Here is a 19,907-nt window from a genome sequence, read left to right as displayed (position 1 = left end):
GCCGCCATGTCCGACGCCCTCCCACCCGGCCCCGGCGCCCTGCGCGCCGCGCCGGGCCGACTCGAGCTCAATGCCGATCGCTCCCCCGCAGAGCGCATCACCCTCGTCATCGTCAACACCGGCGATCGCCCGGTGCAGATCGGCTCGCATCTGCACCTGCCCGACGCGAACAGCGGCCTGCGGTTCGACCGCGCGGCCGCGCGCGGGTTCCGGCTGGACATCCCCTCCGGAACCTCGCAGCGCTTCGAGCCCGGGGCGAGCCGCGAGGTGGCGGCGGTCGCGCTGCGGGGCGCCCGGCGAGTGCCGGGTATCCAGCGCCGACCGTGGGGCGCGGACGCCGTGGGCGCGCACGTGGGTGACGAGGAGGCCGTCGACGTGGCAGATTCGGCCGACGTGGCGGGCGCGGTGCGTTCGGCGCGGGAAGGCGGCAACGATGGTCTGGATTGACCGCTCCCGGTATGCCGCCCTATACGGCCCGACGGTGGGCGACCGACTCCGCCTCGGCGACACCGAACTGTGGATCGAGGTGGAGCGCGATGAGACGGTCGGCGGCGAGGAGGCCGTGTTCGGCGGCGGCAAGTCGATCCGGGAGTCGATGGCACAGTCCGATCGAGCTCGCGCCGACGGAACACCCGACACCGTCATCACGAACGTGGTGGTGCTGGACTGGTGGGGGGTCGTTCGCGCGGATGTCGGCATTCGCGACGGACGGATCGTGGGGATCGGGGCGTCGGGCAACCCCGACATCCGGGACGGCGTGCACCCCTCCCTCGTGATCGGTCCGGCGACCGACGTCATCTCCGGCGAGGGACGCATCCTCACCGCCGGCGGCATCGACGCCCACGTTCACCTCCTCTCGCCCTCCCAGCTGCACGAGGCCCTGGCGACCGGTGTCACGACGGTGATCGGTGGGGGGACCGGGCCGAGCGAGGGCTCGAAGGCAACCACGGTCACGCCCGGATCCTGGCACCTGCGCTCCATGTTCCGCGCGCTCGATCACGTTCCCGTGAACGTGCTCCTCATGGGCAAGGGCAGCACGGTCTCGGAGGCGGCGCTCGCCGAGCAGGCGCTCGCCGGAGCCGGTGCCTACAAGATCCACGAGGACTGGGGGGCGACTCCCGCGGCCATCGATTCGGCGCTGCGGGCGGCCGACCACTGGGGACTTCAGGTCGCCCTGCACTCCGACTCGCTCAACGAGGCGGGATTCGTCGAGTCGACCGTGGCGGCGATCGACGGTCGCGGCATCCACGCCTTCCACGTGGAGGGGGCCGGGGGCGGGCATGCGCCGGACATCCTGAGCATCGCGTCGCTGCCGCACGTGATCCCGGGATCGACGAATCCGACGCTGCCGCACACCCGCAACACGGTCGCCGAGCACCTCGACATGCTCATGGTCTGCCACCACCTGAGCCCCTCGGTACCGGAGGATCTGGCCTTCGCGGAGTCGAGGATCCGGGCGACCACGATCGCGGCCGAAGACATCCTGCACGACATCGGCGCGCTGTCGATCACCTCCTCCGACGCCCAGGCGATGGGTCGCATCGGTGAGGTGATCACGCGCACCTGGCAGCTCGCCCACGTGATGGCGCTCGCCCGGCCCACCGCGCAGCAGACGAGACCGGCCGACAACGACCGCGCACTGCGCTACATCGCGAAGTACACCATCAACCCGGCGATCGCCCACGGCATCGACGGGGAGGTCGGGTCGGTGGAGGTCGGCAAGATGGCCGACCTGGCCCTGTGGGATCCGCGCTTCTTCGGCGTCCGCCCCGAGCTCGTGATCAAGGGCGGCGTGATCGCCTGGGCCGCGCTCGGCGACCCGAACGCGTCGATCCCCACACCCCAACCCGTGCTCATGCGACCCGCCTTCGGAGACGCGATCGGCGCCGACGTGGCCGTGGCCTTCGTGGCACCGGCCGCGATCGACGACGGGCTCGCGGATCGGCTCGATCTCCGGCGCGCGCTGCGACCGATCGCACCCACCCGGCACATCGGCAAACGGGATCTGCGCAACAACGACGCGCTCCCCTCGATCGAGATCCGGCCCGACACCTTCGCGATCGCGATCGACGGAGTACCGGTCGAGCCGCGCCCCGCGACGGAACTGCCGCTCGCGCAGCGGTACAACCTGTTCTGATGGCGCCTCCCACCGACACCCTGGTCGATCCGGCGACGGTCGCTCTCCTCCTCGCCGATGGCCGGCTCCCGACCGGAGGCCACGTCTCCTCGGCCGGACTCGAACCGGCGCTGCGCGGGGGCATGCCGGCCGAATCGATCCGCGAGTGGATGATCGGCCGCGCCACGACCGTCAGCCTCACCGAGGCCGGCACCGCGGTCGTCGCCGCGCACCTCGCGCGCCGGTCTCCGGGGCAGAACACCACGGCCGCCGGGCTCGACGCGGTGACCGCGGCGTGGGCGGCCCGCACCCCCTCGCCGGTGCAGCGCCGGCTCTCACGCCAGCTCGGCCGCGGCTATGTGCGGCTCGCGACCGCGGTGTGGGCTGCGGCGGTGGGCGACACGATGAATCCCCGCGGCCCGCAACCGCCCCGCAGCGTCGTGCTCGGGGTGATCGCGGCGGCGGCGGGAATCGAGGCGGCGAGTCTGGTGCGGCTGGTCGTGTACGAGGAGGCGCAGGCAGCCGCATCCGCCGCTCTGAAGCTCGAACCGCAGGACCCGCTGCTGGTCGCGGGATTCGTCCTCGACGCCTGCGCCGCCGCCGAACCTCATGTGGCGGCGGTTGCCGCCTGCCGGCGGCCCGAGGAGATCCCCGCCGCGTCGACCCCGCAATCCGAGGGGTGGACCCAGGCCCACTCCCTCCTGACCGAAAGGCTGTTCCGTGCCTGACTCCCCCAGCCGCTCCCTGCGCCTCGGCATCGCCGGTCCCGTCGGGGTCGGCAAGTCGTCCCTCATCGCGACGCTGTGCCGCGCCCTCGGCGACGAGCTCGCCCTCGGCGTGATCACCAACGACATCTACACCGACGAGGATGCGCGATTCCTCCGCTCCGCGGGGGTGCTCGCGCCGGAGCGGATCCGCGCGGTCGAGACGGGGGCGTGCCCGCACACGGCCATCCGCGACGACGTGACGGCGAATCTTCTCGCGGTCGAGGATCTCGAGCAGGACTTCGCCCCGCTCGACCTCGTGCTCATCGAGTCGGGCGGCGACAACCTGACCGCCACCTTCTCCCCCGCGCTCGTCGACGCGCAGTTGTTCGTGCTCGATGTGGCGGGCGGCGGGGATGTGGCGCGCAAGGGCGGCCCCGGGATCGCCCGCGCCGACCTGCTCATCGTCAACAAGACCGACCTCGCCCCGCACGTCGGCGTGGATGTGTCCGCGATGGTCGCGGATGCCCGTACCGCACGGGCGGGCGCGCCCGTCATCGCCCTCTCTCGGCACGACCCGCACTCCGTCGCGCAATTGCGTGCCTGGGTGCTCGCCCTGGTCGACCGCCACCGGTCGGGCGATCACACCCCCATCGACCCGGGCCCGATGGCACCCCACTCGCACGCGCACGACGACGACCACGACCACGATGCTCATCACGAACACCCGCACGACGCCGACGACCACCACGATCACGGTTGACGCCCCGGGGGACGACGCCGCCCCGGTGCGCGTGCGCCTCTCGAGCGGACTCCTGGCCGCCCGCCTCGTGCACCGCACGCGTCGGGAGGCCGAGGTCGCGCTCGTCGCCGGCGGAGCGATGCTGCTCGGCGGGGATGACGTGCGGGTGGGCATCCGCGTGGCGGCGGGGTGCCGGCTCACCCTCATCGACGTCGGAGGCACGGTCGCCTACGACGGCGAGGGGCGCACCGCGCACTGGGCCGCCGAGCTCGTGGTGGATGAGGGCGCGCGGGTCGCCTGGCACGCGCATCCCTTCGTCGTCTGCGACGGCGCGGATGTTCGCCGCAGCCTGCACGCACGACTCGGGCACAACGCCCGCCTGCTGCTCCGCGAGACCCTGGTGCTCGGTCGCTCCGGCGAGCGCGGCGGACGAGCGGTCGCCCGTACCGACGTCGTCGACCCCGACGGTCCGCTCCTCGTCGAGGAATTGACGGTGGACGGCGCGCGGCCCGTGCCCGGGGTGCTCGGTGGGCACCGGGTGCTCGACAGCGTGCTCGAGCTCGGCGCCCACGGCGACGACGCCGACAACGGCGACGGCGGCGTCAGCACCGGCGAGCCCGGCGACGCCGACGGCGACGATTCCGGCACAGGCCACCCCGACGGCGCGGTGACGCTCGCGCTGGAGCGCGGCGGCCGCGTGCACCGCTGGCTCGGCGGCGACTACCACGCGAGCCCGTTCGGGGTGCCGCGGAGCGCTGCCCGGTGAGAGCGCCCTCGCCCACCACCAGCACGGTGATGGGACTGCACCTCGCCGGCGTCGCGATGGGCGTGACCTGCGGCCTGGGCGCCGCGCTGCCGATCGGTCCCCTCGTGACGGCCTACGCGCTCGGGCTGCGCCACGCGGTCGACGCCGACCACATCGCGGTGATCGACGTCGCCACGCGCGGGCTGGTTGCGAGCGGTCGTCCGGCGCGCGGCGCCGGACTCTGGTTCTCGCTCGGGCACTCGACGGTCGTCACCGCGCTGTGCCTTCTCGTCGCGGGCTCGACGGGCGTGGCCGCGCGAGTTCTTCCCGAGAGTGCCCCGCTCCTGCGCATCGCCCGGGTCTGGGGGCCGACCGTCTCCGGGCTCGTGCTCGTGCTGCTCGCGATCGTCAACATCGCACTGCTGATCGGCGCGCGGCGGCGACCACGGCACCCTCGGGCGGCCGGGCCCGGCCCGAGCGTGCCCCGCACCGTCGCCGCCCTCGCCGCGGGCCGCGTCCTCGGCAGAGTGGCGCGACCCTCACGCCTCTATCTCGTCGGAATCGCGTTCGGTCTCGGCCTCGACACCGCGACCGAGGTGGCACTCCTCGCGCTCGCGGCGACGGCGACGGGCGCGGGCTCGGGCGGCGGAGCGCCCAGCGAGGGCGTCCTCGCGGCCTCGATCGCACTTCCCCTGCTGTTCGCGGCCGGCATGAGCCTGCTCGACGCCGTGCAGGGCGCGCTCGCCCGGCGCAGCTATCTCGCCGCCGCGCGGGCCGCCGCACACGCCGCCGCGTCCGCACGCGCCACACCCGCACCGGCACCGGCACCGGCACCCGCACCCGCACCGGCAGCACTCTCGCCCGCACACGCCGCCACCCCGGCGCGTGTCGCCGCGGCCGCCTCCATCGTGACCGCGCTCGTCGTCGGCGGTGCGCAGCTGGGCGAGGCGATCGGCGTACCCGTGCCGCCGATGGGCGTCACCGCGGGCATCCTCTCCGCCGTGCTCGCGGGCGTCTGGCTGGTCAGTCTGCAAAAGGCTCGGCCAGCAGCGCGGCCAGCCGTGACAGCTCCTCCGCACCCCGGCGAGAAAGGTAGACCCTGAGCACGCGACGGTCGGTCGCATCTACCTCGCGGAAGACGAGGGCACGGGTGCTGAGGCCGTCGATGCGCCGCCCGAGCGTCGCCTTGTCGGCCAGCACCTCCTCGTGCAGCTCCGTCATGGTGAGGCCGGGTCGGCGCTGCAGGGTCTCGAGAATGAGCAGCTCGTCCACGAGAAAACCCTCGGGAGCGAGCACGGAGGCCAGGCGCGCGGAGAGCCGTCGGGCTTCGCCGAGGGTCTGCCGCACACCGTCGAGCACCGCGGCACTCACCCCGGGGCGCGCCGTGGCGTCCGCACCCGGCGCGGCTGGCGCATCGAGCGCGGCAGCATCGACGGGCACATCGGGCGCTGTGGCCATCGCGTCATCTCCCCTCGGCTGTCTCCCTATAATCGTCGCATCGTGACGGGCTCGCACGCAGCACCGCGCGAGGGGGGGTCATGAGCGCGTTCCACCTGGGGCTGGTCATCCCCCTGCGCGGTCCCGGCGGCATCTACGGGCCGGCCTGTCAGGCGGTGTCGGAGCTCGCCGTGGCGGAGATCAACCGCGCGGGCGGAATGCTGGGGCGCGAGGTGGAGCTGCACGTCATCGACGCGGGGCAGCCGCTCGCCGCGCTCCGGCGCGAGCTGGGCGAGCGGCTGGCGCGGGGCGCCGTGCACGCACTGTGCGGCTGGCACACTTCGGCGGTGCGCAACGCCATCGTCCCGGTCGTGGCGGCGCGCATCCCCTACAGCTACCCGGCCGCCTATGAGGGCGAGGAGTCGCGCCCCGGGGTGTACGTCACGGGTGAGGTTCCGTCGGCGCAGCTCGTCCCCGCTCTCGCGCGACTGCGAGCGGAGACCGGGGCGTCGCGCTGGTTCGTCGTCGGCGACGACTACGCCTGGCCTCGCTCGACGTTCGCGGTGCTGCGCGCCCGCGCGGTCGAGCTCGGAATCGAGTTCGTCGGGGCGAGCTTCCTCGCCGTCGAGGGCGACAGCGACGCCCGAGTGCGTGAGACTCTCGCGAGCGCGGCCGCCTCCGGGGCGCACAGCGTGCTCGTGCTCATGGTCGGTCAGAACGCCGTGCGGTTCAACCGCGCCTTCGCGGCGGCGGGCCTTGATGAGCGGATGACCCGCCTTAGCTCGCTCATGGAGGAGAACATGCTCATGGCGAGCGGTGCCCGCGCCACCCGGAACCTGTTCTCGACGGGCGGCTGGTTCCGCAGCCTCGTGACCGGGCACGCTCTGGATTTCTCGGGCCGGTACGCGCGCGCGGTCGGACCGCACGCGCCCGCGGTGGGTGCTGCGGCGGAGGCCTGCTACGAGTCGATCCTCGCCCTGCACGCCATTCTGCGGCGCGCCGGGAGCGCCGAGGTCGCCGTGACCGACCGCGTGGTCGACGGCACCCGGTTCGAGGGCCCGCGCGGCGACGTCGCGTTCGTCGGCAATCACGCGTCGCAGACGCTGTACCTGGCTCGCGCCGACCACTACGACTTCGAGCTCGTCGCCGAGCTCTGAGACGGGGGCGCGGCTCGCGGCGCGCCCAGCGCGATGGCACGCCCAGCACGACCGCACGCCCCGCGCGACGGCACGCCCGAAGCCACGGCACGCCCGAAGCGACTACCGTTGGGGGCATGACGCCTCAGGATCCCACGGCGCTGGGCGAGGCAGACTCTGCCCTCTCAGCGGTGACCTTCACCGACCTCGGTCTCAGCGACCCGGTTCTGCGCGCGGTCCGCGAGATCGGCTACGAGACGCCCTCGGCGATCCAGGCCGCGACCATCCCGACGCTGCTCGCCGGTCGCGACGTCGTCGGGCTCGCTCAGACCGGCACGGGCAAGACCGCGGCGTTCGCCCTGCCGATCCTGTCTCGACTCGACGTCTCGCAGAAGAACCCGCAGGCGCTCGTCCTCTCCCCCACCCGCGAGCTCGCGCTGCAGGTGTGCGAGGCCTTCGAGCAGTACGCCTCGCACCTGCGCGGGGTCCACGTGCTCCCGGTCTACGGCGGCCAGGCCTACGGCGTGCAGCTCTCCGCGCTGCGGCGCGGGGTCCACGTCGTGGTCGGCACCCCGGGTCGCATCATGGATCACCTCGCGAAGGGCACGCTCGATCTCTCCGAGCTCAAATACCTGGTGCTCGATGAGGCCGACGAGATGCTCAAGATGGGCTTCGCGGAGGACGTGGAGACGATCCTCGCGAGCACTCCCGATGACAAGCAGGTCGCTCTCTTCTCCGCGACGATGCCGCCCCAGATCCGGCGCATCTCCAAGAAGTACCTGAACGACCCCGAAGAGATCACCGTCGCGAACAAGACGACGACCTCGGCCAATACCTCGCAGCGCTACCTCATCGTCTCCTACCAGCAGAAGGTGGATGCCCTCACGCGGATCCTCGAGGTCGAGAACTTCGAGGGCATGATCGTCTTCGTCCGCACCAAGAGCGAGACCGAGACCCTCGCCGAGAAGCTCCGGGCTCGCGGCTACTCCGCGGCGGCGATCAGCGGCGATGTGGCTCAGGCCCAGCGCGAGCGCACGGTGGGGCAGCTGAAGTCGGGCAAGCTCGACATCCTGGTCGCCACCGACGTCGCCGCGCGCGGACTCGACGTCGACCGCATCTCCCACGTGGTCAACTTCGACATCCCCATCGACACCGAGTCCTACGTGCACCGCATCGGACGCACGGGGCGCGCCGGGCGCAGCGGTTCCGCCATCAGCTTCGTGACCCCGCGGGAGCGCCGACTGCTCGACGCGATCGAGCGCGCGACGCGGCAGCCGCTCACCCAGATGCAGTTGCCCAGCGTCGACGACATCAACGTGACGCGTCTCGCGCGATTCGACGATGCCATCACCGAGGCGCTCAGCCAGACCGACCGCATCGACGGCTTCCGCGACATCATCGCGCACTACGTCGAGCATCACGACGTTCCGGAGTCGGATGTCGCGGCGGCGCTCGCCGTCGTCGCTCAGGGTGAGACCCCGTTGCTCCTCACCGCCGAGGAGGTGCGCGCGCAACGCTTCGACCGCGAGGAGCGCGACCGCGCCGAGCGCCACGAGCGGGGTGACCGTCCCGAGCGGATCGATCGTGCCGACCGACGCGAGCGCTCGGATCGGCCCGACCGTGGCGACCGCCCCGAGCGCCGGGCGCGTCCGGCGGGCGGCCCGATGACGGCCTACCGCATCGAGGTGGGAAAGCGTCAGCGCGTCGAACCCCGACAGATCGTGGGGGCGCTGGCCAACGAGGGAGGCCTCAGCCGGGAGGACTTCGGACACATCAAGATCCTGCCCGACTTCTCTCTCGTCGAGCTCCCCGCCGACCTCCCCGCGGATGTGCTCGATCGCCTGCGCGACACCCGCATCAGCGGCAAGCTGATCGAGATCGCCCCCGACCGGAAACCGCGGCGAGCACGATAAGCGCGTGCGGCGCCGCACAGCCGTGACCAACGTCCCTACCGCGGGCGCGGGTGGGCGGGAACGATGGGGATGATGGGCCTCCGCCCGTCCCGCCCCCGAGGGGCGGCTCTCGCGCCGAGGAGTCGATTCCGTGCCACTGGACGGTAGCGGGCTCTCCCGAGGCGAGGTGCTCGACCGCGTCGAACGGGGTCAGACCAACGACTTCCGGCCGCCCACGAGTCGCACGGTGAGCAGCATCCTGAGGGCCAACCTGCTGACCCTGTTCAACGGCGTGATCCTGGTCTGCTTCGTCGCGCTGCTGACGATCGACCAGTGGCAGGACGCCCTGTTCGGGGCGAGCGCACTGGCCAACACCGTCATCGGCATCGTGCAGGAGCTGCGGGCGAAGCGCGTCCTCGACCGGCTCTCGGTGCTTCACCCTGTCGAGGTCGTGGCCCTCCGCGACGGCATGCCGGTCGCGATTCCGATCACCCAGGTCGTCGTGGATGACGTTCTGCTCTTGCGCGCGGGTGACCAGGTGCCCGCCGACGCCACGATCGACAGCGCGACCGGCTTCCAGGTCGACGAGTCGATGCTGACCGGCGAGTCCGACCCGGTGGACAAGCCGGACGGCTCCGCACTGCTCTCGGGGTCGATCGTGCTCAGCGGCACCGCACGCGCCCGCGCGACGCGCGTCGGCGGCGGCTCCTACGCCAACGTCATCGCCGACCGAGCCCGGCAGTTCTCGCTCGTCGACTCCGAACTGCGCCGATCGGTCTCGCGCGTGCTGGGCTGGATCGCCTGGCTCCTGCTTCCCATCGCCGCGCTCGTGCTGAACGCGCAGGTGATCGCGGAGGGCGGCTGGACGCCCGCCCTGAGCCCGGCGCAGTGGCACAGCGCGACAGTCGGCACCATCGCGGCCGTCGTCGCGATGATCCCGCTGGGACTCGTGCTCATGACGAGCATCGCCTTCGCCGTGGGCGCGGCGCGGCTTGGCCTGCGCGGGGTGCTCGTGCACGAACTCGCCGCCGTGGAGCTCCTCGCCCGGGTCGACGTGATCTGCTTCGACAAGACGGGAACGCTCACCGACGGCGTCATCGCGTTCGAGGCCGCACACGCCGTGGAGGAGCAGGCGCTCGCCGCGGCGGAGAACTCGGCCGCCGCGAGCGGGACCGCGCCCACGGGCTGGGAGCGGGTGCTCGGCTGGTACGGGGCCGACGAGGAGTCGAACGCGACGGCGCGCTCCCTCTCGTCCGCGTTCCCGGCGACGGCGGCGCTCCTCCCGATCCGCCGCGTTCCGTTCTCGTCGGCGCGCAAGTGGAGCGCCGTCGAATTCGCCGACGGCGCGCCCGGCTCCTGGGTACTGGGCGGCGCCGACGTGCTGTTCCCCGCCGCGGATGACGCGCTCCACCGCCGCGCCGCCGAGCTGTCGGCGACGGGGCGCCGCACCCTCGTGCTCGCGCACAGTGTGCATCCCCTCGCCGCACCGTCGGGCGAGGGTGTCGCGCTTCCCGCGGAGCTCGGCCCCGCGGTCGTGCTCACCTTCACCGAGACGATCCGGCCGGATGCCGCCGAGACGCTGGAGTACTTCCGGCGGGAGGGGGTCGCGGTGCGGATCCTCTCCGGCGACAGCGCGGCGACCGTCGCCGCCGTGGCGCGCGCGGCCGGCATGGCGGTCGAGGCGGCCCACGACGCTCGCGACTTGCCCGACGAGCCGCGGGCGCTGAGGGATGCCCTCGCCAGCCGTCTCGTGCTGGGTCGGGTCACCCCCGCGCAGAAGATCGCGATCGTGGCGGCTCTGCGCGACGCGGGGCACGTCGTCGCGATGGTCGGTGACGGCGTCAACGATGCCCTCGCGATCAAGCGAGCCGATCTCGGTATCGCGATGGGGTCGGGCGCCCCCGCGACGAAGGCGGTCGCGCGGATGACCCTCCTCGACGGGCGCTTCCGGGCGCTCCCCGGCATCGTCGCCGAGGGTCGCCGGGTCGCGGCGAACATCGAACTGGTGTCGATGCTGTTCCTCACGAAGACGGTGTACGCCGTCGCGCTCGCTGTGGCGATCGGTGCGGCGACCCTGCCGTTCCCGTTCCTCCCCCGGCAGCTGTCGGTGACCGACGGCCTCACGATCGGGATCCCCGCCTTCTTCCTCGCGCTCCTGCCGAACGCGCGGCGCTATCGAGCCGGCTTCCTGGGGCGTGCGCTGCGCTTCGCGGTGCCGGCGGGCGCGACGATCGGCGTGACCCTCTTCGCCTACACGCGCGCGGCGTCGGCGCTGGGGGTGCCGGAGCGAGAGCTGCGGTCCGGCGCGACGATCCTTCTCGCGCTGGTCGCCCTGTGGGTTCTGACGGCACTCGCCCGGCCGCTCACGCGGACGACCGCGGCGATCATCCTGGCGACGGTTGCCGGACTCGGGCTGGTGCTGTTCGTGCCACTGGCCTCCGATTTCCTCGAACTCGCACCCCTCGGCGGCGTGACGGCAACGCTCGTGGCAGTGGCGACCGCGCTCGCGATCGTCACCCTCGAACTCCTCGGACTCAGACGACCCCGACCGTCGTCACCGCTGTCCCCTCGATGGCGCCGGGACCCGGTCCGAGAAGCGCCTCGCACTCGCGCCGGAGCGCGGCGCGGGCCTCGTCGTCCAGCCGCGTGACGTAGGCACCGGCGGGCCCCACGCCCAGCGTGTACGGCGTCCACCACTCCTCGAAGTCGGCGTAGGGCACCCGAACGGTCAGCTCGCCCGAGCGCACCTCGTGCAGTCCGGCCGACTCGAACAGCTCGCCGAGGTACCCGGGCCGGGCGCCCACGAGAGCCGCCTCATCCTCGGCCGCCGGATCGATCGCGGAGGCGGCTCGCCAGAAGAGCGAGAGCGGGGCGCGTCCCCCCGAGAAATCCCAGAGCGACGCAGCGACGCGCCCGCCGGATCTGGTGACCCGGCGCATCTCCGCGATGCCGACGAGCGGCTCGGTCATGAAGTTGACGACGAGCCCCGCGACGGTCAGATCGAAGGCGTGCGCCGCGAAGGGGATGGCCTCCGCGGGCGCGAGCCGGGCATCCACTCGCGGGAGCCGCTCGCGGAGCGCGGCCAGGAAGGGCGGGGAGGGCTCGACCGCGGCCACGGCCTCCTCGCCGAGCACCCGCGCCAACTGCGCGGTCAGTGCTCCCGTGCCGGCGCCGACGTCGAGGGCGCGCGAACCGGGTGTCGGGGCGAGTGCATCGACGAAGAGCGCGGAGAGCGGATCGGAGTACCGTCCCATGAACCGCTGATAGGAGTCCGCCGCGACGTCGAAGATCATGCGGGCAACGGTAGTCGCCGGCCGCGTCGCGCGATAGACGCCCGCCTCGACGCCGCGGCGCGAACCACGACCAATCGCCCGGGGCGGGCGCTCCGAACAACCGTCACCTGAACCGGAACCGGATCCGCGGCCGTCCGCTCCCCGGCAAGGCGTTGTCTCCCCCACCCCCGGCCGCGCCCGAAAGGAAATCATCACCGTGGATCGATTCACCTCTGCGGGACGGCGTCGCCTCGGCCTCGCCGCCTCCCTCGTCACCGGACTCGTCATCGCATCGGTCTCGATCGGTACGGCGGCGTTCGCCTCCGGTTCGACCGTGCATCCCGTCTCCTCGGCGAAGACGCCGGCCTGGAGCAATGGCCAGACCGTCACCATCCAGTACCCGCAGAACTACTTCTGCGACACGAGCGTCAGCTCGTCCGCGTCGAGCGGGTGCGAGGTGGGCACGGCGGCGAACGTCGGCCCCGTCGCGAACCCCAACCGCTCGGTGCTCTATGTGCTGGTGCCGCTCTTCGCCAACCCCAGCCCCGCCCCGATGTGTGCCGAGGCGAGCTGCCCCAACCACCCGATGAACATCGACCTGTCGCGCATCGCAGGTGCCCTCGGGGCGTCGCCTGACGCCGTCGCCGACGTTCCGCTGCCCGCGCACAGCCACATCCTCGACGGCAACGCCGGCGGATGGTGGCAGGTAAAGATCGTCGCCGTCACCAACGAGGCCGCGTGGTCGAAGCTGGCCGCCGACAAGTCGCAGGCGACGATGGATGCCCTGCTCGCCACCTCGAACAGCGGCGTGCTCGGTCCCATCCCGACGAACATGTACCTGTTCTTCAACGTGGTGGGACAGCGCTGACCCGTCCCCTCGCACGCTGTGGGGCGCGAGCGATCGCGCCCCGCAGCGTCCCCCGCTGAAAAGCAACCCCGTTCCCCCTCCCCGTGCCGACAGGACCCCTCATGAGCACCCTTCACGCCCGCGCCCCGCTCAGCCCCACCGACTCCCTCGCCCACCCGGCGCCCTCGCTGAGTGCCCGATCGCTCCCCGCCCTCGGCCTCGGCGGCACCGCGGTCCTTCTCCTCACCGCGGGAGCCGCCTCACCGTGGCTCCTGCTCTTCAACGGGCTCACCACGGTTCGGGGAATCGCCCTCGACGGCGGCCCCCTCGCGGTGCTCGGCCTCATCGGACTCGCGCTCGTGGTGACGATCGCACGCCGCGGCGACTCGCGCGTGCTCCGCGTGATCGCCGCCCTCGCGGGAGGGCTCATCGCCGCCGACAGCCTCCTGAGCGCGGCCCGCATCGGCGCCTACGTCGCGGCGCCCGGTCCTGCCGCCGCCCTCACCGCGCCCAGCGCCGGCGTGGGGCCGTGGCTCATGGCGGCGGGTGGCGCGGCACTGCTCACCACCGCGATCGTCGTGCCCGGCACCGCGACGCGACTCGTGCGCGCGGACGTTGCGCGGGTGCTGCTCGCGGTGGCGCTCATCGTGGCGGCGGGCATCCACCTCATGCTGACCCCGGAGCACCTCGGCGAGTCGACCCTGCTCGGTGCCGGGTTCTTCGTCGCGGGGCTCGCCCAGCTCGCGCTCGCCGCGGTCGTGCTCCTGCGCCGGGATGACCGCGCGCTCGGCCTCGCCATCACCCTGTCGATCGCCCTCCTCGCCGTCTACGCCTACGCCGTCCTGGTCGGACTGCCCCTCGATGCCGGGCACAGCGAGGACGCGATCGGACTGCGCCTCGGCGCGGGTGAACCCGTCGACCTGAAGGGCCTGGTCACGGTGCTCGCCGAGATCGGCACCATCGCCGCGGCAGTGGTCGTCGGGCGCGCGGCGACGCCGAAAGCCGAGTAACCGCTTCGATTTCCCCCGTGAAGGGGGGTCCCCGCGGTGCTGGGCCCCCGACTGCACTCGGGGTAGTGTGTTTTTACGCTCATGGAGCGGTCATCGGGGGGTGAGTGGGGTGGACGGTTCAGTTGTGCTTCGCGTGCGCGATCTTTCGGCGCGCGCGCGAGTGGGGGTCATCGGGCTGACCGTGGCGGTGAGTGCCGTTCTCGCCATCGCCTCCAATGCCTTGACTCCGCCGGGAAGCGTCGTCGCCGTCTGGTGGCCGGCCGCCGGGGTCGGGGTCGCAGCCGTGCTGTTCGCGCACCGCCGGCCGCTCGTGGTCGCCGCGGTGATCGGCGTCGTGACGATGCTCACCGTCGCGCTCGTGTCGCATCGACCGCTCGCGCTCGCCGTGATCGGCGGTGTGGTCAACGGTGCGGAAACCTACCTCTTCGCTCGCGTGCTCCTGTGGCGGGGGCATCGGGCGATCCTCACCCACTTCGCCGACGTGCGGCGCGTGTTCATCGCGGGCGGCCTCAGCGCGTCGATGGCGGGCATTCTCGGCGGGATCGGCATCTGGCTGGTCACGCACGCCGACCCGGTCTCCGCGCTGTCGAGGATCGTGCCGTCGCACTTCTCGGCCACGGTGCTCATCGTGCCTCTGGTGCTCGTGCGATTCCGGCGCACCACGCTCCCCAAGTCGGAGTTCCTCGTCCAATCGCTCGTCGTGACCGCGGTGTTCGTCGGCGTGTTCTGGCCGGGCCAGTCGCTGCCGCTCGCCTTCCTGCCCCTGCCCTTCCTGCTCTGGGCGGCCTTCCGGTTCCCCCTCGCCGTCGTGGTCATCCAACTGGTCACCGCTGCGAGTGTCACCCTCATCCTGACGCTGAGCGGTGGGGGTCCCTTCCACCGCACCGAACTCGGAAACCCCGCGTCCATGACGACGCTCGTGCAGGTGTACTTCCTCACGATGTGCGCGTCGGTGCTCGTGCTGGGCGCCCTGCGCAACGAGCGCGAGGTTCTCCTGCGACGGGTCGCGGCGGCGGAACGGTCCCTCCGCGCCGGACTCGGTCAGGCCCAGGTGGGGTTCGTGGTCCTCAGCCCCAGCGCCGGCGAACTGCAGGTGCTCGACATCAACCCGGCGGCGCTCGAGATGCTCTCGCTCGGCGCGTCCCCGACCACCGCGGAGGTGGATGCGGCCACCCACGGCCGGATCCTCGCCCACATCCAGCAGATGACCCACGGACGGGCGGGTCAGGCCTCCGAGGAGTGGGACGACGCCTCGGGGCGCCACCTCCAGCTGCTCATCGCCAGCATTCCCTCTGTCGGCGGCCCGAACGCCTACACGATCCAGCTCGTCGACACGACGATCCGGCACCAGACCGAGCGCGCACTCGCCGCGGCGCTCCAGAACGAGACGCAGACCGCGGCGACGCTGCGCGAGGCGAGCCGGCGGCAGGACGAGTTCGTGTCCGCCGTCACCCACGACCTGCGCACCCCCATCGCGAGCATCATGGGCTTCGCGGAGGAGCTTCAGGAGACCCCGCTGACGGAGGAGCAGAACAGCTACCTGAGGGTGGTCACGCGCAATGCCACGCGCCTCCTCGCCCTCGTCAACAACCTGCTCAAGCTCGCCGAACTGCAGCACGGCAGCGTTGCGGTGGCGAGCGCACCGGTGGCCGTGTCCTCTCTCGTGGCCGAGTGCGTCGAAGACCTGAGCGCGATGGCGACGGCGAAGGGGGTTCGGCTCGTCGATCTCTCCGCGCGCGACTCCACCCGGATGACCGGGTACGCCCTGGAGGTCACCCAGATCCTCGCGAACCTGACCTCCAACGCGATCAAGTTCACTCCCGCCGGAGGCACGGTCACCATCACGACGCGCGAAGACGGCGACAGCGTGATCCTCTCCGTCGCCGACGACGGCATCGGAATTCCTCCCGAGGAACTGCCCCATGTGATGGAGCGGTTCGGACGCTCGACCCTGTCGTCCTCCATCCAGGGCACCGGGCTCGGACTCGCTGTCGTGGCCGGTCTCGCGGCCACGCTGCACGGCACCTTCACGCTCGAGTCGGACGGCGTCACCGGAACGACGGCGGTCGTCCGCCTTCCGGCAGCAGGGAGCGACGCCGTCGCGGTCGACCTGGCCGCCCCCGCCCGGGTCTGAGAGAGCGCGAGGCGGGAAGGGGCCCGGGTGGTGCGCTCCACCGACGGGCAGCTCGCGATCACCGCGGGGCCGCTGTACGACTCGGCCGACTTCGCCTCCGGGTACTACCTGCTCGACTGCGTCGACATCGACCGGGCGTGCGAGATCGCCGGTCGCCTGCACGAGAGCCGCTTCGCACCCATCGAGGTGCGCCAGGTCGGCGGATGACCGGCACGGGCTGACCCGCTCCCGCCTCAGTTCCCGGCTCGCCGGTGTCGCGACACGATCGCACCGAAGTCGAGCGGCCAGCTCTCCACGAGGGAGAGTCGCGTGTGCGGGAAGCCCGCGGCGAAGAGTCGCTTCCCGGTGCCCAGCACGAGCGGGTAGGTGATGATCCGGTACTCGTCGACCAGGTCGTGCTCGGCCAGCGTTCGGATGAGCTCCGTGCTCCCCCACACCCGGATCTCGCCGCCCGGCTGCTCCCGCAGCGCAGCCACGGCGGCCGGCACGTCCGGCCCGAGCAGGTGCGAGTTCGCCCAGCCGAGTTCGGTGAGCGTGCGCGAGGCCACGTACTTCGGCACGCGGTTGTACCGGCGGGTCAACTCGCCCTGCAGTCCCGGCGCATCCTCATCCCAGACGCCCCACGCCTTCGACCAGATGTCGTAGGTCTTCCGGCCGAGCAGCAGCGCCTCGGTGCGGCTCTCCCACTCCGGGATGAGCTCCCCGAGCGGGTAGTCGAACTGCCAGGCGCCGAACTCGAAGCCGCCCTCGCGATCCTCGTCGACCCCGCCCGGCGCCTGCGACACACCGTCCAGCGTGATGAATGCCTGAACCACGACTTCGCTCATGAGCGTGCCTCCCCAGCGATGGACCCGTCCGTCCTTCCTACCGCGTTCGCCCGCGCGGCGGAAGTGGGGCGGTCCCGCCTGCGACTAGAACGGCCTCGGAATCCGCCAGGATTTCTTGGTTGATCAGGGATTCCAGGCTGACGCCGTGGGGCTGGTGTGTCGGTTCGGCTCGGCTGGTATCGAGTGATTTCGAGGAGCGAGTGCCGGTGTTTGGCGAGGGCTCACATCGCGCAGCTCAGAGCCCTAACGCCTGTCTGATCAGGGCGAGATTCAGCAGGCCGCGTCGTCGATCCGGGACATCGAGGTTCGCCCACGACGGATGCATCTCGCCAGCGAGCACCTTGGTGACTGCGCCGACGCGCTTGCGGTCGTTCGCACTTGTGGAGGCATAGTCGAGGTCGGACGCGTCGTGGACGCACGCCAGCAGCACTGCCGCATCGTCGAGATGGCGGTCCCGGTCCCGCCTGTCTGCCAGCCAGGCAGCACCTTTGGCCACCAGCGCGCCAAGTTCATCCGGCACGCCGACCTCCACGACAGCGCCACTGTGGAACTCCAACCGGTAGACGTCGCGACGCCGGATCGCCTGTTCACCGGACGGCGCCTCGAATGCCGGGCGGCGATCCAAGCGTGGACTCATTCGCGACGGCAGATGGTCGGCGACCATGAGGTCGACCTTGCGGCCGTCTTCGTGACGGAACCGGTATGCGTGCTGCTCATCGCTGCTGAGCTGAAACCCGATGGTCGAAAGCGCGCCCCTCGCCTCCGAGAGACTGGAGCGGTTCGTCATGTAGTCGACAAGCGCATCGACATCGTTCGTCGGACGCCGCATGAGCACTCCAGCCCGCCGTGCGTGCGCGGCGACCATCAGGCCGCCGACGAGCGTCCACTGTGCGGCGGCGCCGATCTCGGCTAGCTCGATGACGGTCGCCCAGGCCGGGATCAGGTCGTCGTCCCGCATGTCGACGGTCAGCGTGCGGCCAGCCATGCCTGCCTCATGTCCTCGATTGCCCGGAGGCCAGCACTGCGTTCGCGCGTGTCGGTGCTCGTGGCGAGATCCGCCGCGATCACGGCCTGCGGCATGACGTCTCCGCCGAAGTCAATCGGGAGGGTGTTCTCATAGACGACGTCCTGACCATTGGCGTCAGCGATCATGAAATGGGAAACGGCGTACTCATCGGGACTCCCGGAACGCACATACCCGGACACGCGGCGCCGGTCGCTCATGAGTTCGCTCCCGAGTGTGTCGGCGGCGGCACGGCCGGTCGCGATGAGCCCGGCGGCGGCGCTCTCCGCGTTTGCCGCTGTGTAGCGGTGCGCGACCGTGCGCTTGACCACCGCCTTGGCGAGGTCCTCCGCCGTCGATTCCCGAACGCGGCGGCGTACCCGAGCGCGCGTGCTCACCCCTAGCCAGTCAGCTCGGAGTCCCGAGAGCTCCCAGAGCAGACCCCACGCCGTGCTCGGATCGAGCGATCGTCCTTTACCGCGCCGTGCAGCGATCTCGTAGCGAGCGACCGCATCCCCGTCAGCCAGCCACGCACCGCTTGCCAGTCGGCGTCCTACGATCGCGCCGGAACGGAGCAGCCCGAGCGCATGCTGCCGAGTCACGCCGAGGCGCTCGGCGAGTTCCGTCGCAGTGAGGTCAGCCATGTCGGATTACTTTCTGTTTGGAAAGTATTATGACACAACCTCTGTCCGGCGGTTCGTATCTCGCCTACGTCCGGCTACCGTCCGTCCTGCCTACCGCGTTCTCCCGCGCGGCGGAAGCGGGGGCAGGCCCGCGGACGACCAGTGCGGCCCCGAATCCCAGATCTCAGAATGCAGAAAAGGATGAGCGCCGCCCTGGTGGGGGCGGCGCTCATCCTCGTGTTTCCGTCGGGCTGACAAGATTTGAACTTGCGACCCCTTGACCCCCAGTCAAGTGCGCTACCAAGCTGCGCCACAGCCCGTGGCTCGTTGCCGTGGAGGGCAACTCGAATAGCTTACCGGTTCCCGGCCGCAACGAGGAACGGCCCCGCACGCGTCGCGTCCGCTCAGTGCAGGAATTCGCGGAGCGCAGGCCAGGACGCCTCGAATCCGGGATGCAGGGGCAGGGCATCCACCTCGTGCACGGCGACCCAGCGGAGTTCGTTGCTCTCCAGGTCGGCCATCACCGGATCGAAGTGCGCCTCGGCGCGCGCGACCACGGTCGTGTACGACCAGAAGCCGAGGTCGAAGACGGCGGTGTGCAGGATGCTCAGCACCTCGGGCGGAACGGTCGCCTCTTCGGCGGCCTCGCGCAGTGCGCCCTCGACCGCGGACTCGCCCATTTTGCGCGCGCCCCCCGGAATGCCCCAGGTGCCGCCGAAGTGGCTCCACTCCACGCGGTGCTGCAGTAGCACGCCGTGGTCGGGCTGCCAGACCAGCAGTCCCGCGGCCCCGTATCGACCCCAGTAACGGGTGCCGTCGGGGCCCTCCACCCACGCGTCGCCCGGGTCGCGCAGATGCGGCGGGGGCAGTGGGGGCCGTGCGGTCACGCTCTCAGTCTGTCACGAGCCCGCGGTCACCAGGCGCGCGTCAGGCGCCGCTCGCCGCGACCGGCTTCGGGAACGCCTCGCGCATGTGGTCGGTGAGCAGCAGGTCGCCGATGCCGATCATGAGGAGACTGAAGATGACCTGCTCGATGGTCATCCACAGCGGGTATAGGCCGGGGATAGTGGCGACGACCAGGGTGACGATCGGGAAGATCCGACTGAACAGCCGCAGGCGCGAGTAGGCCCAGTAGTAGCCCTCGGCAGCACGGGTGGCGAAGTAGTAGAGCGTGAGCGTGATGCCGAGCACCGCAATGCTGCGGAACCACACCGCCCACTGCACCGTGACGCCGTGGGCCTGCAGCACCACCGCGATCACGATGGCCGCGACGCCGACGAGCACCTCCGCCGCGAGAATCCAGCGGATTCCGCGAAAGCTGCGCAGCGTGCTCGGGTGGTCGAGCATGTGCTCGCTGACGCGGTAGTCGGCGTGGCGCCCGGCAGCGAAGCGGTCGAGCGGCCGCAGCATCTCGAACAT

20 protein-coding genes and 1 tRNA gene are annotated in these 19,907 nt (G+C 71.6%); 13 read left to right on the top strand and 8 right to left on the bottom strand.

All coding sequences use genetic code 11. The annotated features are described in order from the left end of the window. Positions 1–6 precede the first annotated feature (6 nt). The 6 genes from ureB to G3T37_RS01065 are packed head-to-tail and all read left to right on the top strand — an operon-like array spanning position 7 to position 5,410. Positions 7–447 (top strand): urease subunit beta, encoded by a 441-nt coding sequence (ureB, locus tag G3T37_RS01090; RefSeq protein WP_163471634.1) that lies wholly within the window; start codon positions 7–9, stop codon positions 445–447. Then, complete coding sequence (locus G3T37_RS01085) at positions 434–2,137, top strand: urease subunit alpha (RefSeq protein WP_163471633.1); 1,704 nt, start codon at positions 434–436, stop codon at positions 2,135–2,137. Before ureB ends, G3T37_RS01085 begins: the two co-directional genes overlap by 14 nt. Further along, positions 2,137–2,844: an urease accessory UreF family protein gene (locus G3T37_RS01080; RefSeq protein ID WP_163471632.1), complete on the top strand. Its 708-nt coding sequence runs from the start codon at positions 2,137–2,139 to the stop codon at positions 2,842–2,844. Before G3T37_RS01085 ends, G3T37_RS01080 begins: the two co-directional genes overlap by 1 nt. Then, on the top strand, positions 2,837–3,583 hold the full coding sequence (gene ureG / locus G3T37_RS01075; protein WP_163471631.1) for an urease accessory protein UreG: 747 nt from the start codon (positions 2,837–2,839) through the stop codon (positions 3,581–3,583). Before G3T37_RS01080 ends, ureG begins: the two co-directional genes overlap by 8 nt. Further along, complete coding sequence (locus tag G3T37_RS01070; RefSeq protein WP_163471630.1) at positions 3,531–4,328, top strand: urease accessory protein UreD; 798 nt, start codon at positions 3,531–3,533, stop codon at positions 4,326–4,328. Before ureG ends, G3T37_RS01070 begins: the two co-directional genes overlap by 53 nt. Then, a complete protein-coding gene (locus tag G3T37_RS01065) occupies positions 4,325–5,410 on the top strand; it encodes a HoxN/HupN/NixA family nickel/cobalt transporter (protein WP_163471629.1) in 1,086 nt (361 codons plus the stop codon). The genes G3T37_RS01070 and G3T37_RS01065 overlap by 4 nt, the downstream gene beginning before the upstream one ends. On the opposite strand, the gene G3T37_RS01060 is transcribed toward G3T37_RS01065, so the two are convergent. Then, positions 5,331–5,765 carry a MarR family winged helix-turn-helix transcriptional regulator gene (locus G3T37_RS01060; protein ID WP_163471628.1) on the bottom strand — a complete coding sequence of 145 codons (435 nt, stop codon included), beginning with the start codon at positions 5,763–5,765 and terminating at the stop codon, positions 5,331–5,333. The genes G3T37_RS01065 and G3T37_RS01060 overlap by 80 nt on opposite strands. Before the next feature lie 80 nt (positions 5,766–5,845). On the opposite strand from G3T37_RS01060, the gene G3T37_RS01055 reads away from it, so the two are divergent. The 3 genes from G3T37_RS01055 to G3T37_RS01045 all read left to right on the top strand — a co-directional run bounded on the left by G3T37_RS01055 (position 5,846) and on the right by G3T37_RS01045 (position 11,422). Continuing rightward, positions 5,846–6,901 carry a substrate-binding domain-containing protein gene (locus G3T37_RS01055; protein WP_163471627.1) on the top strand — a complete coding sequence of 352 codons (1,056 nt, stop codon included), beginning with the start codon at positions 5,846–5,848 and terminating at the stop codon, positions 6,899–6,901. Between the two features lie 116 nt (positions 6,902–7,017). Beyond that, a complete protein-coding gene (locus G3T37_RS01050) occupies positions 7,018–8,793 on the top strand; it encodes a DEAD/DEAH box helicase (protein ID WP_163471626.1) in 1,776 nt (591 codons plus the stop codon). 130 nt (positions 8,794–8,923) lie between these two features. Next, positions 8,924–11,422, top strand: a complete 2,499-nt coding sequence (locus tag G3T37_RS01045; RefSeq protein ID WP_163471625.1) for an HAD-IC family P-type ATPase — start codon at positions 8,924–8,926, stop codon at positions 11,420–11,422. On the opposite strand, the gene G3T37_RS01040 is transcribed toward G3T37_RS01045, so the two are convergent. Beyond that, the gene (locus G3T37_RS01040; RefSeq protein WP_163471624.1) at positions 11,307–12,065 is read right to left on the bottom strand and encodes a class I SAM-dependent methyltransferase; all 759 of its coding nucleotides are present in this window, start codon (positions 12,063–12,065) and stop codon (positions 11,307–11,309) included. The two genes, G3T37_RS01045 and G3T37_RS01040, sit on opposite strands and share 116 nt — an antisense overlap. Before the next feature lie 196 nt (positions 12,066–12,261). Between G3T37_RS01040 and G3T37_RS01035 the strand changes: the two genes are divergently transcribed. The 4 genes from G3T37_RS01035 to G3T37_RS01020 all read left to right on the top strand — a co-directional run bounded on the left by G3T37_RS01035 (position 12,262) and on the right by G3T37_RS01020 (position 16,242). Beyond that, entirely contained in the window at positions 12,262–12,912 is a 651-nt protein-coding gene (locus G3T37_RS01035) for a hypothetical protein (RefSeq protein ID WP_163471623.1), read from the top strand. Positions 12,913–13,013: 101 nt separating this feature from the next. Further along, a complete protein-coding gene (locus G3T37_RS01030; RefSeq protein ID WP_163471622.1) occupies positions 13,014–13,901 on the top strand; it encodes a hypothetical protein in 888 nt (295 codons plus the stop codon). A 109-nt stretch (positions 13,902–14,010) separates the two neighbouring features. Then, positions 14,011–16,035, top strand: coding sequence for an ATP-binding protein (locus G3T37_RS01025; RefSeq protein WP_163471621.1), 2,025 nt, complete (start codon positions 14,011–14,013; stop codon positions 16,033–16,035). A gap of 27 nt (positions 16,036–16,062) precedes the next feature. Next, a complete protein-coding gene (locus G3T37_RS01020; RefSeq protein WP_163471620.1) occupies positions 16,063–16,242 on the top strand; it encodes a YciI family protein in 180 nt (59 codons plus the stop codon). Positions 16,243–16,268: 26 nt separating this feature from the next. Here the strand turns inward: G3T37_RS01020 and G3T37_RS01015 are convergent, their stop codons facing one another. From G3T37_RS01015 to G3T37_RS00990, 6 genes are all read right to left on the bottom strand, one after another. Beyond that, entirely contained in the window at positions 16,269–16,862 is a 594-nt protein-coding gene (locus G3T37_RS01015; protein ID WP_163471619.1) for a dihydrofolate reductase family protein, read from the bottom strand. 235 nt (positions 16,863–17,097) lie between these two features. Then, a complete protein-coding gene (locus tag G3T37_RS01010; RefSeq protein WP_163471618.1) occupies positions 17,098–17,847 on the bottom strand; it encodes a hypothetical protein in 750 nt (249 codons plus the stop codon). Beyond that, entirely contained in the window at positions 17,829–18,509 is a 681-nt protein-coding gene (locus tag G3T37_RS01005) for a hypothetical protein (RefSeq protein WP_163471617.1), read from the bottom strand. The genes G3T37_RS01010 and G3T37_RS01005 overlap by 19 nt, the downstream gene beginning before the upstream one ends. 225 nt (positions 18,510–18,734) lie before the next feature. After that, positions 18,735–18,808 (bottom strand) — tRNA-Pro (locus tag G3T37_RS01000). Between the two features lie 84 nt (positions 18,809–18,892). Continuing rightward, on the bottom strand, positions 18,893–19,375 hold the full coding sequence (locus G3T37_RS00995) for an NUDIX domain-containing protein (RefSeq protein WP_163471616.1): 483 nt from the start codon (positions 19,373–19,375) through the stop codon (positions 18,893–18,895). Between the two features lie 40 nt (positions 19,376–19,415). Beyond that, complete coding sequence (locus G3T37_RS00990) at positions 19,416–19,907, bottom strand: hypothetical protein (RefSeq protein WP_163471615.1); 492 nt, start codon at positions 19,905–19,907, stop codon at positions 19,416–19,418.

It is taken from the genome of Galbitalea soli, from assembly GCF_010686725.1.
Classification (GTDB): domain Bacteria; phylum Actinomycetota; class Actinomycetes; order Actinomycetales; family Microbacteriaceae; genus Galbitalea; species Galbitalea soli.
This window is presented reverse-complemented; position numbering and strand designations above follow the sequence as displayed.